Here is a 12,850-nt window from a genome sequence, read left to right as displayed (position 1 = left end):
TCGCGAAAGAGGGTGATACCCTTGGGGCCACCCAAGCCTGCCGAGAATGGCACTCCACCGCCCGCAGAGCAGGTAAGCATCGCAGGGAGTGATACATCATGACAGGGCGAGAAGAGACGGATCGCTTCACCATAGCCATGCATCCGATTCACGACGTCGAGTATGAGCATGTGGCCGACCGCCTCATCTATCAGCACCATGACAGCGATCCTGATGATCCGGTGAGCCGCACGGCGAAGGCCCTGAGCAGCGTCCTGTATGAACTGGACGAGCGGCAGTCCCGTGAGCTCTTCATCGAGCTTCCCGCGGAGTGGCTGGTACGCCTCGACCTGTTGCCGACGCCACCCCACCAGGTGGTCATCGGCCTGCCCCGGGGCCTCGAGATCACGCCGGAGCTGGCGGAGAGCCTGCGCAGTATCCGCGAGCGGAATTACCGCATCGCCGTGCCCGACCCCGCGCCTCAGGCCATGGGGTCCGACCTGCAAGCCGTGGCTGACATCATCGAGATTGATGCCTCCCAGGCCCTTGACCTCGAGCGGCTGGACACCCTCAAGGCGAAGGGGTATCGGTTGCTGGCAGAGCATATCCAGGACCACGAGCAGCTTGAGCAATGCCTGGCCGCCGGCTGCGACTACATCAATGGCCGCTATCTCTCAGAGCCCCACTATCACGCTTCCAGGCCGCGAGGGCGCCACGGCAATCGCGCCGCCCAGTTGAGGCTGATCAACGAGCTCTATCGTGAGGACGCCGACCTTCATCGTCTTCACGACCTTCTCCTGCAGATGCCGCACCTGCATGTGGCGATCCTGCGCCGAGCCAACTCCAGCTATTTCGGCCAGAGCCACCAGCAATCTGATCTGCGACGCGCGATGCAGGTGATCGGCCTCAACGAGTTGCGCAGGCTGGTGATGACGATCTCGCTGGCCAGCGAGATGCCGTCATCGCGCATCACGGTGAGGCTGGCATTGATCCGCGCCTACATGTGCCAGAACCTGGCCGAGCCCTTCCGCAATATCGATCCTGAGGACGCGTTCACCACGGGCCTGTTTTCGATGATGGCGGCGCTGCTGGATGAGGATCAGGCCACCCTGCTGGCCCAGCTGCCGCTCGACGACGCCATCCTTCGGGCCCTTGAGCATCACGAGGGCCACTTGGGAGCCATCCTGGCGATCTGCGAGGAGCATGAGCAGCAGCTGGCGGGCAACACGCCTGACCACACCGCCGAACGGCTGCAGGAATGCTATCTCGATGCCCTGGAGAGGACCGCCACCCTGATGGGGCGCTTCTAGCGCCGCCGGGTGACGTGCCGCCATTTCCATCCCGGAGAGCGCGGCGTCAGCTGGGCTCGTAGAGCCTTGCCCGCAGGCGGCTGACCGCCTGGCTGTGCAGCTGGCAGACTCGCGATTCCGATACGCCCAGCACTGCCCCGATCTCCTTCAGGTTGAGCTCTTCCTGGTAGTAGAGCGCCATGAGCAGCGTCTCACGCTCGGGCAGCGCCTCGATGGCCTCGATGATCTGCTCCCGTTTTTCCTGATCCACCAGCCGGGAGAACGGGCTTTCCAGGGCTCGGCTTTCAAGCCGAGACTCTCCCCCTTCGGCCATCAGTTCCTCGAAGGGCAGCAGCTGGCCACTGTTGGTATCGTTAAGCAGGCGCCGATAGTCCGCCAGGGGCATCTCGAGCTCCGTCGCGATTTCCGTCTCCTCGGGTGGTCGCCCCAGATGCTGCTCCAATCGCCGCACTGCTTCATCAACGGCCCTGGCGCTGCGCCGAACGCTGCGTGGCAGCCAGTCCCGGCTGCGTAGCTCGTCCAGCATGGCACCGCGGATACGCTGGTTGGCGAAGGTCGCAAAGCTTGCGCCCTTACCCGAGTTGAATCGACCCATGGCTTCCAGCAACCCGACAGTGCCGGCCTGAATCAGGTCGTCCAACTCGATGCTGGCTGGCAGTCGTACCTGCAGGGCGAGTGCCTGACGGCGCACCATGGGCAGGTACTCTGTCAGCAGTTCTCCCTGATCGATCTTCCCTTGTGCCGTATACATCCTCTTGCCTCACAGCTGGTCAGCAGTACCACCTGCTTGTTCGGGTGGTGTTGTCGGATTCGTTTTTACCGATGGTTCACTATCACCTGAAGCCCACTTACCGTCACTGGAGGATGCCCCTCCGGTAGGGAGAAGCGGAATTCCAGCGCGACGTCGGCTGCCAGTCCGGCCAGTGCGCGGGTTGTGCCGCGTCGGCTTGGTAACGGTGTGCAATCGGCCGGGTGGCAAAGTCTGACGTTCAGGGTGTCTCCCGGTGGGAGCCGGTAGTGCCAGACGATACTCTGGATCACTCGATTGCCGGCTTGCGTACCGACGGGGCCTAGAGAGTCAGACGATGTTTCGCGGTCTGCCATGCTGACCCTGGTCTCAGAGGCATTGGCGACCCAACTGCCAGCGGCATGCGCTTCAGCGCAGGCGACCGCGAGAACCAATCCCAGGGCATATCGTCCGGTGCGCCTCATGTCGACATCACCAGCAGGTCAATACCCAGGCAACTCCACGCCGCCTGTTGCAGGTTGTCCAGTAGTCCCTTGCGGGGCATCTCCGGCGCATGTACCGCCAGCAGACGATGAGGCCTCTGTTGGTCATGGAGCCGCGTCAATACCCCGAAAGCCCGGCGGAAGGCATTCGGATCGTTGTCCACCCAGAGGGCCCATCGTGACTGTTGCGTGAGCAGCAGTGGCAAGTGTGGACTGGCGATCTCCACAGGGACGACCCGCCACTGTGCTGCTGAGCCCACCCAGCGTCGTCCTTGCGCATCCCAGTACTCCAGCAGGTCGCGGACGCGCTGGGCCTGGAAGGGCGATACGCCAGGTAGTCCGACAACCATCAGCGTTTTGCAGGCTGGGACTACGTCGCGACGGTTGTCATCGCGAGGGGAGGAGACATGGTGAGTGCCTGCCCCCTGCCGCAGTCCTGCTGCCTGATCGGCGAAGGTCACGTCATACCCTCCAGGCCGGCTGAGCCGACATGGCGAATGGCATCCCTGGCACTGAACAGGTAGAGCAAGGCCTCAAGCAGGGCGGTGTCACGTCGGCGGCGCCGCCCTCCCAGAAGGCCCAGGAGTTCCGAACGGAGATCCATGGCGGCCACGTCGCTGCCATGGTCGAGATGGTTGGCGGCGGCGGCGATCCCGGTGGCCAATAGTAGCTGTAGCTCAGGACGTGTCTGAGCCGGCAGCAGCGCGGACAATCGTTCCTTGGCACGACGTGTTTGCTGCGCAAGGCCCTCGGCCTGCAGATGGCTGAGCAGAAGGGGCAGGGCATCCTCGTGGTTGCTGATGGTCATCAACCAGTAGCGCCGGCCCAGCTCCTTTCCGCTTTCGGGATCGCTCAGTGTGCCGAACCAGGCCTCCAGGGATTTACCGGACAGACCTTCCTTGCGACGAGTCGGAAACGCCGTGACAGTGAGCTGTGACAGCGCCACGTGGCAAGGTTGGCCTCGAAGTCGGCAGTTGGCCTGTGCGGACCGGGTGGCCAGTGGGGCAAGTTCGGACAGGGCACGACGTTCTGCGCCATGAATGACCCGCTGCCCAGGGCGTACCTGGCTGGACCAAATGACCTGCCCTCTATCAAGCCATTGCCAGGCATCGCTTTCCGGTAGGGAGGGAAGCAGATGGACCTTGACCCCCTGCATCTCGTCCGACATGGCCAGCTGGTTGACCTGGCCGATGGGTTGCCTGTGTTGCAGGTCCGGCAGGGTTAGCCAACGGCCCTGTGCGTCCAGCCCCAGGTCCGGCATTGCCCAGTCACAGCCCTTCAAGGTTCGCCGGGAGGCCCATAGCATGCCTGTGCATTCGCATGTCCTGGCAGCCTGGTCGAGCAGGGTATCCAGGCGCGCTGCCTGGAGTTCATCGGGAAGTGTGGAGATGTCCCAGGCAGCCTCCAGGTCACTGAAGCCCGCCAGTCGCTGACGAAGCCCCTGCAGGGTGGACGACAGCCGCCGTCCCTGTCCGAGCAGGTCACCTCTCGGGGAGAACCCGCTCGTTGCCCGGGGCTGCAGTGAGGCCGACGGTTCGGCCAAGGCTAGTGGGGCGCGCGTGGCAAGGGCCTGCGTGATCAGAGCCATCGGATCGGGTATTTCCAGGTCTTCCGGGACACGCTGGCCTTGAGCGCTGTACATCAGGCGAAGGCCATGGCGGATGATCGTCTCTAGCACTGGAGCCAATCGTCCTGCCTCGTCCTGCTTGGTCAGCAGGCAATCACTCAGTTCAGCCCCTGCCGCTCGCGCGGCCTGGCGGTAACGTGTAACGACTTCCTCTAGAGTCTCAGGCTGACTGGCCGCGTTGAGCAGCAGCACCATCCGGACCCGGACTCGCCCTCCCTGCAGCTGGGCGATCTGCTCGATGATCCTCTGGTCACGTTGGCTCATCCCTACGGTGTCGATGATCACCCAGCGGCGGCCCCGGAGGTCCCGGGCCAGGCTGTCGATAGGCTGGCCCGGCGCGAGGGCATGCATCGGAATGCCCAGAAGCCCGGCATATATCCGCAGCTGTTCGTGGGCGCCAATGCGGAAGCTGTCAGTGGTGACCAGCGCGACCTGTTCTGCGCCGTGGCGCTGAACGAAGCGAGCCGCCAGCTTGGCAGTCGTGGTGGTCTTGCCGACCCCGGTCGGGCCAACCAGCGATATGACCCCGGGGGGGTCAAGGAAGTTATCCTCGTGCTCAAGGGCGGGCAGTCTGGCCGCCAGCCGTCGTTGCAGCCAGGAAAGCGGACGGTTGTCGTCGATTTCGCAGTCGTTGAGTTCGCCAGGGAGCGCTTGCAGCAGCTCGTCGGCCAGCAGGGCACTGAAGCCCGCTTCTCCTAGCAGGCGCTTGAGTCGTGTTCGGGAGTCCTGAGTGGGGGTGTGGCGCGCCTGTTCCCGGGCCAGAAGTGCGCGCATATCCTGCATCTCATGCAGCAGCTGCTCGCTCATGGTCTGCAGGGTGCGTCCGTCGATCGCTGCATCACTGTATTGTGGAGCCGGTGGTACAGAGGAGGGGGATGGGGCCTGTGGCGCAGACGCTGCGGTCATGTCTTCCATGGCGCCATCCGCCATGGCCAGGATTTCCACGCCCTGCTCGGTGCGACGATTGGCCAGGATCAGCGCATCATCCCCAAGCGACTCGCGCACCTGGCGCATGGCCTCTCGACTGGTGTTACCCGTGAATCGAATGACGCTCATCTATCAGCGGCCTCCTAGCAGGGTGGTAACACGCAGAGTGCGATCGTCGGGAATCTCTGCCTGAGACATGACGACGAGGTGGCGCAGGCGCCGTCGCAGGAAACGTGACAGAAGGGCCCGCAGGCCGTGCTGCACCACCAGGACCGGTGGCTCGCCACTTGCCTCATGGCGCTCAAGCGCTTTCTCGGCTTCGGTCATCAGGGTCTCGGCCAGCCCTGGCTCCAATGCGCCGTTACCGTTCATGGCCTGGGTCAGGATCTGCTCAAGCTGGCTTTCCAGGCCGATGACCTTGAGTTCCTCGCGACCAGCAAACCACTGCTGAGTGATACCTCTGCCCAGCGCGATCCGCACCATCGCCGTTAATTCGTTGGCATCCTGCTGCTGCGGGGCATGTTCGGCCAAGCAATCGAAGATGGTGCGCATGTCGCGGATCGAGACCTCCTCATCGAGCAGGTTCTGCAGCAAGCGCTGAAGCACGGTGAGAGAGATGGCCTTGGGCACCACGTCTTCCACCAGGCCCTGTTGCTCTTCGCTCAGCTTGTCGAGAAGCTTTTGTACCTCTGAACGGCCGAGCATCTCGGCGGCGTACCGGTGGAGCAGGTGATTGAGGTGGGTGGCAACCACCGTGCTGGCATCCACCACGGTATAGCCATAGACCTGTGCATGCTCACGCTGACTGGTGTCCACCCAGACGGCCGGCAATCCGAAGGCCGGGTCCTGGGTCATCATGCCCTTGAGTTCGCCGGTCACCTGGCCCGGGTCGATAGCAAGCCACTGGCCCGGGAAGGCTTCGGCTCGACCGATTTCTGCGCCCTTGAGGGTCAGCAGGTAGGTGTTGGCTCCCAACTCAAGGTTGTCGCGGATGTGTACCACAGGAGGAAGAAAGCCGACCTCTTGAGCAAATTTCTTGCGTACGCTCTTGATCCGACCCAGTAACTCACCCTGTTGGCGGGCATCCACGAGGGGGATCAGTCGATGTCCGACTTCCAGACCTAAGGTGTCCACCAACTGGACGTCCTCCCAGCTGGCTTCCGGCGCTTCTGACCTCGGCTGAGGCTCGGTCGCGATCTCCTCCTCGACCAGGCGACGCTCCTTTTGGCGAAGTAGCCACCAGGCAAGCCCGCCCAACAATGCCGTGAAGATCAGGAACACCAGGTTGGGCATTCCCGGAACCAGTCCCAGTAGTCCCATGACCGCAGCCGCCAGGATCATGACCTGGGGGTTAACGAACAGCTGACTGATCATCTGCTGCCCGACGTCCTGGTCAGTGGTGACCCGTGAGACGGTCACGCCGGCAGCTGTGGAGATCACCAGAGCTGGAATCTGGGCGACCAGGCCGTCACCAATGGTCATCAGGGTGTAGGTCCGTGCCGCACTTCCGAAGTCCATGTCGTGCTGAAGCATCCCGATCAGTAGGCCACCAATCACATTGACTACCATGATCACCAGGCCGGCCATGGCGTCGCCACGCACGAACTTGCTGGCACCGTCCATGGAACCGTAGAAATCGGCCTCCTGAGCCACGTCGCTACGTCGTTGCCGTGCATCATCTTCGCCGATCAGTCCAGCATTGAGGTCGGCATCGATTGCCATCTGCTTGCCCGGCATGGCGTCGAGCATGAAACGGGCCCCGACTTCAGCGATGCGTCCGGCGCCTTTGGTGATAACCATGAAGTTGATGATCACCAGGATCAGGAATACCACCAGGCCCACCGCAAAGTTACCGCCGACGAGAAACTCGCCGAAGGCCTCGATGACCTTGCCCGCTGAGTCGCCGCCCTGATGCCCCTCCATCAGGATGACGCGGGTGGAAGCGACGTTCAGCGATAGTCTCAACAAGGTAGTGAACAGCAATACGGCCGGGAAGGCAGCGAAATCCAGTGGCTTCTGGGTGAACATGCTCACCAGTAGCACCATGACCGCCAGGGCAATATTGAACGTGAACAGCAGGTCCAGTGCGAAGGGCGGCAGTGGCAGGATCATCATGGAGAGGATCATGAGGATCAGCACGGGACCGGCCAGCAGTTTCATGGGCACATTGCCCATCCAGTCCCGTTGGCCCAGATAGTTATTCAAGGCCTTCATGAACGTGCCTCGTGAGAGTCGGTATCGCGCGCAGGGACCTCCATGGAGGCTGGTACCGGAAGGTTTTCAGGGGAGGGCGGCGCTTCGCCGCCTTCCTTGGCTGCACGTCTCAGCCCGAAGGCCCAAGCCAGGACCTCGGCCACAGCGGTATACAGGTCCACTGGAATCTCGGCATCGAGATCCACGTGGTGATAAAGGGCCCTCGCCAACGGTGGTGCTCCTAATCTTGGGATCCCGTGTTTCTCACCGACCTCGCGAATACGAGCAGCCACCGCATCAGCCCCCTTGGCGATGACCCGGGGCGCAGACATGCCGGCCTCCTGATACTGCAGAGCCACGGCGTAATGCGAGGGATTGGTAATGATCACATCAGCTTCCGGGACCTGGCTCATCATGCGACCGCGTGCCATCGCCTGTTGCTGTTGACGGATGCGAGCCTTCACCTGGGGATCCCCCTCGGATTCCTTGTGTTCGCGCTTCACTTCATCCTTGCTCATGCGCAGCTTCTTGGCATGGCTCCACAGTTGGTAAGGCACATCAATCAGAATGACGACCAGCAGTGTCAGGACCATCAGGCCGCTGGCCTGGGCCGCCATCCACATCGCCTTGGCCAGCGCTTGCTGAATCGGCTGATCCATCAGGGCCATGAACTCACCGCGGTTCAAGTAGAGAAACGTCACTGCCGCGCTGCCGACCAACACTGACTTGGCGATGGCCTTGGCCAGTTCCACCAGTGCCTGAACACCGAACAGGCGTTTCAGCCCCTTGAGAGGGTTCAGCTTCGATAGCTGTGGCTGGAGTGATTTGGCCGAGATCAGCCATCCCCCAAGCAGTGCCGGTGCGACCAGGGCCACGACCGTGAGCAACAGGAACAGGGGCAGAAGGGCATACAGTGTTCGCTGGCCGAGATTCAGGGCATGCGCAAGCATCGGGGTGGTTTCCAGCGCATGGCGTCGTTCGAACAGGAAGGCCTGTTCCATGACCATCCCAAGCTGGTCATAGAGCATGCTGCCCATCGACCACAGGCCGACGACGCCTCCCAGCAACAACATGAAGGTGGCCAACTCCCGGGAACGGGCGACCTGGCCCTCCTCGCGCGACTTTTCCAGTCGTCGCGGGGTGGCCTCTTCCGTCTTTTCCTGGTCGCTATCTTGATCGGACATGGCCATTCACCGGGCGGTCGTGCAGACCTTGGCCATTCTGTCGAGGAAGGGGAAGGGGTGATGCGCCAAAAAGGGCCGGTAATCGCTGTCTTATCCGCGACTACCGGCATGATCAGGGCTGGAGGAGGGCGCGGGGTTAGAAGCCGAGCTGGTCCAGCAGATCGTCGACCTGGTCCTGGCCGGTGACGATGCTCTCGCCCTCCGGCTTGATCTGTGGGCCGTTCAACAGCCCCTCCTCACGGCGTCGTTCATCGGTTTGCCACTGGTTCGTGGCACGTTTCTGGAGGTCCTCGCGAGCCTTGCCCTGAGGCACGGTATCGATCAACACCTGCACTAGCTGATGCTCGATCTCGCGGATCATATCCATCATCTTCTTGATCACCTGGCCTGTCAGGTCTTGAAAGTCCTGCGCCATCATGATCTCGAGCAGCTCCTGGTTCGTCGCCTGGGTACGTTTCGGCACCTCGGCAAGATACTCCCGAGTGTCCTGGACCAGGTCGCGCGCGTCGTCCAGTTCCTTGGGTTCGGCAAACCACTCTGCCCAGCGCTTGTCCAGCGCGTTTGCCCGTTCACTGAGTTCATCCTGTAGCGGTTGGGCACGGTCGATGGCGTTGAGAGCACGCTCTGCTGCCTGCTCGGTCATGGTCGCCACATAACTGAGGCGGTCGCGGGCATCAGGTATGGCCTCTGCGGCCTTCTCGATCTCCTTGTCAAGTCCCAGCTCGCGCATGCTCTCACGCAGCATGCGTGTCAGCTGCCCGATGCGCTGTACCAGCTCGTCGCTGGACTCCTGGGGGAGATCCTGCGATGGCATCTCGTTGCTCATCATCATCGCTCCTTGGTGCCGGGACATTCCCGGAAGCCTTACATGCCCAGTTTGTCGAAAATCTTGTTGAGCTTTTCTTCCAGGGTGGCCGAGGTGAAGGGCTTGACGACATAGCCATTGGCACCTGCCTGGGCAGCCGCGATGATGTTCTCCTTCTTGGCCTCGGCAGTGACCATCAATACCGGAAGATCCTTGAGGGCGCTATCCGCGCGGATCTGCTTGAGCATCTCCAGTCCATCGAGGTTCGGCATGTTCCAGTCAGAGACCACGAACTCGAAACTGCCGCTGCTGAGCTTGTTCAGGGCGTCCTGGCCATCCTCGGCCTCTTCCACGTTGGTGAAGCCGAGCTCCTTCAACAGACTGCGCACGATGCGGCGCATGGTCGGGAAGTCATCTACCACCAGGATGCTCATGTCCTTGTTTGCCATCGGATATCCTCTTCAATCACGGTATTCAGGCGCCGGCACGCCAGTGCCGACATGACTCAGAACTCTTCCCACTTTTCTTCGGCTGCTGCCTGATGCACAGGACGACGGGATGCCGAGTGCATCGGGCGTGGGGCGGCATTCGCCGGATTGGCCCGGGGTTTAGTCGCCTCATGGAGCTGCTGGGCAGTATTCATGGCTCCCGTCAGCTTGAAGACAGCCACTGCCTGCTCCAGGCGGTTGGCTTGTTCTTCATTGTTCACCGGCTCGTGCCGCCTCCACCGAGGCATTCAATGCCAGGATGTTTGTCTGGAAAGCGATCGAGTCGATGACTCCGGTGATATCCGCGATCTTCGGCAGTGCTGGACGCATCAAGTGCCAGGCCACTGGCTTGGCGGGCGTTGTCGGCATTCTGCTTCACCGTGGTGGTGAGCTCTTCCATGCTCGAAGCCGTCTCTTCCAGGGAAGCCGCCTGTTGCTCGGTGCGCGAGGAAAGGTCGGCATTGCCGCTTGCGATCTCGCGACTGCCCACGTGGAGGGAGCCACTGCTGTCACGAACATCAGTGACGATGCGTGTCAGGTTCTGCTGCATGTCACGCATCGCCGCAAACAACTTGCTGATCTCATTACGTCCGTAAACACGGATCTCGCGGGAGAGGTCCGCTTTGGCAATGGCCTCCAGGGTTTCCACGGCCACCTGAAGGGGCGTAATGACGATTCTGCGCAGACCCATGTAGATCATGGCTACCATCAGCGTCACTATCACCAGGATGCCGATTTGTATGCGCTGGAACAGGGTGGACATCGCGTCGTAGTCGGCCAGCATCATCTCGCCGTGCTCATCGGCATAGCGAACGAACTCGGTGAGGGTCGACTCCTGGGTCTCTGCCGGCCCCACCATCTGTTCTCGCAGCACGTTGACCCGGTCGAGAGTCTCCAGGGTGTTGTTGGCCGAATGGCTGGCCACCTGCCCCATGATGGCCACCGCGGCGAGAAACACCACGAAGCAGGCAAGAACGGTCACCATGGCCGCGTGAATGCTGATACTGCGCAAGAGACGTGTCATGCCAGCACTTCCTTCTACGAATGGACCAGGCGCATGGCCCGGTGACGGTATTGGACTTGTTGTCTATACCCGTTGGGTTCGCCCCGAGGCTGCCGCCAAAGAAAGCAGACGAGGGGCGATTTCCTCCAGTGGCAGCACCTCTGCCGCCGCACCGAGTGCAACCGCCTCTCTCGGCATGCCATATACCACGCAACTGGTCTCGTCCTGCGCCAGGGTGGCCGACCCCGCTTGGCGCATTTCCAGCAGGCCGGCCGCACCATCCTTGCCCATCCCGGTAAGGAGCACGCCGATGGCATTGCGTCCTGCCTGGGTGGCGGCGGAGTGGAACAGCACATCCACAGAGGGGCGGTGTCGGTTGACCGGCGGCCCGCCATCAAGGCGTGCGACATAGTTGGCGCCACTCCGTGCCAGCTTGAGATGAACGTCGCCGGGGGCGATGTAGGCATGGCCTGGCAGAAGGCGTTCGCCGTCTTCTGCCTCCTTGACGCTGATCCGGCACAGGCGATCGAGACGCTCGGCAAAGGAACGGGTGAAGCCCCCCGGCATGTGTTGGGTAATCAAGATGGCTGGGCTGTTGGCCGGTAAAGGCTCCAGGACGTTACGGATCGCCTCTGTGCCACCGGTGGACGCCCCTATGATGATCAGCTTTTCGCTGGAGACCATGGGGGCCTTGAGTAGTCTGGGGCCTGGGCTATCCGGTCGTCTTGCCTGCCGCGGGCGTGATCGCGCAGCGGCCCGGAGCTTTTCGGCAATCTCCGTTGCGTACTCCATCATGCCGTGCCGGATGCCCAGTGATGGCTTCGCCACGAAATCCACGGCACCCAGTTCCAGGGCGCGCAGAGTTACCTCGGAGCCGGCCTGGGTCAGAGAGGAGACCATCAATACGGGCATGGGGCGCAGGCGCATCAGACGCTCGAGGAAGTCGAGGCCGTCCATGCGTGGCATCTCGACATCCAGTGTGAGCACATCCGGGTTGTGATGCTTGATCAGATCACGAGCCGCGATGGGGTCAGGGGCAACGGCCACGACCTCCATATCGGGCTGGGTATTAATGATTTCTGTCAGCAGGTCGCGTATCAGCACCGAATCGTCGACACACAGCACCTTGATTCTGTTGGCGCTCAAGGGGTTGTCTCCTGTTGTCTTAACAGCCCGCGGGGAGACCGCTCAGGCCGGCCATGATCTCCCTATCGGCCAGAGGAGGTGAGACTTTAGTGGTTCAGCGCGCAGACTTGCGTGTGTAGACGGTCTGGCCACGCAGTTGGAAGGCTTCGGTAATGTAGGAAAAGCTCTCTGAATGGCCAGCAAACAGCAGGCCATCAGGCTTGAGGAGAGGGGCAAATCTCTCAAGGATCCGTGACTGGGTTGTCTTGTCAAAGTAGATCATGGTGTTGCGGCAGAAGATCGCATCGAAGGGGCCGGCCACCGGCCACTGGGGAGCGAGCAGATTGAGTGACTGAAAGTCGACCATCTCCGCGACCTCCGGGCGAATACGTGCGAAGTCCTGATGGGGCCCCTTGCCGCGCTGGAAGAAGCGCTTGACCCTCGACTCTTCGAGCTTGTACACCTGCTCCAAGGGATAGATGCCTGCTCGAGCTCTGGTCAGGGCGTCGGTATCGATGTCCGTCGCCACGACCTCGGCTTGACTGGCCCGTTGCCCCATGGCTTCCATCAGGGTCATGGCGATGGAGTAGGGCTCTTCTCCCGTCGATGCTGCGGCACACCAGATACGAACCCTGCCCGGGCGCGTGCGCACATGATCGGCCAGCAGGGGGAAATGGTGTGCTTCACGGAAGAAGGCTGTGAGATTGGTGGTCAGCGCGTTCGTGAATGCCTCCCATTCCCGGGCATCGGGCTGGCGCTCCAGTCGAGCCAAATAATCGGCAAAGCGAGTCAGGCCATGATGGCGTAAGCGTTTTGCCAGCCGGCTATAGACCATCTCGCGCTTGTGCTCGGCGAGCACGATGCCTGATCGCTGGTAGATCAGCTGGCGGATTCTGGAGAAATCACTAGCGGTCAGCTCGAGATCTCGCTCGAGCCGACCATTTCCCCAGCTTTTCTCCTCCGCCGGCATGGTGACACC

The 12,850-nt window shown here is 61.9% G+C and carries 12 protein-coding genes and 1 pseudogene; 1 reads left to right on the top strand and 12 read right to left on the bottom strand.

Annotated features, from left to right (window positions below; translation table 11 throughout):
* Positions 1 to 98 precede the first annotated feature (98 nt).
* Positions 99 to 1,289 (top strand): HDOD domain-containing protein, encoded by a 1,191-nt coding sequence (locus OP497_RS14090; protein ID WP_280549481.1) that lies wholly within the window; start codon positions 99 to 101, stop codon positions 1,287 to 1,289.
* A gap of 46 nt (positions 1,290 to 1,335) precedes the next feature.
* Here the strand turns inward: OP497_RS14090 and OP497_RS14085 are convergent, their stop codons facing one another.
* The 12 genes and pseudogenes from OP497_RS14085 to OP497_RS14035 form a co-directional block, all read right to left on the bottom strand.
* Positions 1,336 to 2,040: an RNA polymerase sigma factor FliA gene (locus OP497_RS14085; protein WP_280549479.1), complete on the bottom strand. Its 705-nt coding sequence runs from the start codon at positions 2,038 to 2,040 to the stop codon at positions 1,336 to 1,338.
* A gap of 457 nt (positions 2,041 to 2,497) precedes the next feature.
* The gene (locus OP497_RS14080; protein WP_280549477.1) at positions 2,498 to 2,980 is read right to left on the bottom strand and encodes a hypothetical protein; all 483 of its coding nucleotides are present in this window, start codon (positions 2,978 to 2,980) and stop codon (positions 2,498 to 2,500) included.
* Positions 2,977 to 5,202, bottom strand: coding sequence for a flagellar biosynthesis protein FlhF (gene flhF / locus OP497_RS14075; protein WP_280549475.1), 2,226 nt, complete (start codon positions 5,200 to 5,202; stop codon positions 2,977 to 2,979). Before flhF ends, OP497_RS14080 begins: the two co-directional genes overlap by 4 nt.
* A 3-nt stretch (positions 5,203 to 5,205) precedes the next feature.
* The gene (gene flhA / locus OP497_RS14070; RefSeq protein WP_280549473.1) at positions 5,206 to 7,287 is read right to left on the bottom strand and encodes a flagellar biosynthesis protein FlhA; all 2,082 of its coding nucleotides are present in this window, start codon (positions 7,285 to 7,287) and stop codon (positions 5,206 to 5,208) included.
* The gene (gene flhB / locus OP497_RS14065) at positions 7,284 to 8,450 is read right to left on the bottom strand and encodes a flagellar biosynthesis protein FlhB (protein WP_280549471.1); all 1,167 of its coding nucleotides are present in this window, start codon (positions 8,448 to 8,450) and stop codon (positions 7,284 to 7,286) included. The genes flhA and flhB overlap by 4 nt, the downstream gene beginning before the upstream one ends.
* Positions 8,451 to 8,586: 136 nt before the next feature.
* The gene (gene cheZ / locus OP497_RS14060) at positions 8,587 to 9,279 is read right to left on the bottom strand and encodes a protein phosphatase CheZ (protein WP_280549469.1); all 693 of its coding nucleotides are present in this window, start codon (positions 9,277 to 9,279) and stop codon (positions 8,587 to 8,589) included.
* 35 nt (positions 9,280 to 9,314) lie between these two features.
* The gene (gene cheY / locus OP497_RS14055) at positions 9,315 to 9,704 is read right to left on the bottom strand and encodes a chemotaxis response regulator CheY (RefSeq protein ID WP_280549467.1); all 390 of its coding nucleotides are present in this window, start codon (positions 9,702 to 9,704) and stop codon (positions 9,315 to 9,317) included.
* A 56-nt stretch (positions 9,705 to 9,760) separates the two neighbouring features.
* A complete protein-coding gene (locus OP497_RS14050; RefSeq protein ID WP_280549465.1) occupies positions 9,761 to 9,964 on the bottom strand; it encodes a hypothetical protein in 204 nt (67 codons plus the stop codon).
* Complete coding sequence (locus OP497_RS17530; protein ID WP_348533122.1) at positions 9,954 to 10,073, bottom strand: methyl-accepting chemotaxis protein; 120 nt, start codon at positions 10,071 to 10,073, stop codon at positions 9,954 to 9,956. Before OP497_RS17530 ends, OP497_RS14050 begins: the two co-directional genes overlap by 11 nt.
* Before the next feature lie 262 nt (positions 10,074 to 10,335).
* Positions 10,336 to 10,434 (bottom strand): annotated as a pseudogene (locus OP497_RS17525) (hypothetical protein); the annotation flags it as partial.
* Positions 10,435 to 10,830: 396 nt separating this feature from the next.
* Complete coding sequence (locus OP497_RS14040) at positions 10,831 to 11,892, bottom strand: chemotaxis response regulator protein-glutamate methylesterase (RefSeq protein ID WP_280549463.1); 1,062 nt, start codon at positions 11,890 to 11,892, stop codon at positions 10,831 to 10,833.
* Between the two features lie 94 nt (positions 11,893 to 11,986).
* Positions 11,987 to 12,841 carry a CheR family methyltransferase gene (locus tag OP497_RS14035; protein ID WP_280549534.1) on the bottom strand — a complete coding sequence of 285 codons (855 nt, stop codon included), beginning with the start codon at positions 12,839 to 12,841 and terminating at the stop codon, positions 11,987 to 11,989.
* Between the last annotated feature and the right edge of the window lie 9 nt (positions 12,842 to 12,850).

The organism is Halomonas sp. 11-S5 (assembly GCF_029889825.1).
GTDB lineage: Bacteria > Pseudomonadota > Gammaproteobacteria > Pseudomonadales > Halomonadaceae > Halomonas.
Note: the sequence above shows the minus strand (reverse complement) of the source record. Positions and strands in the feature narration are given on the sequence as shown.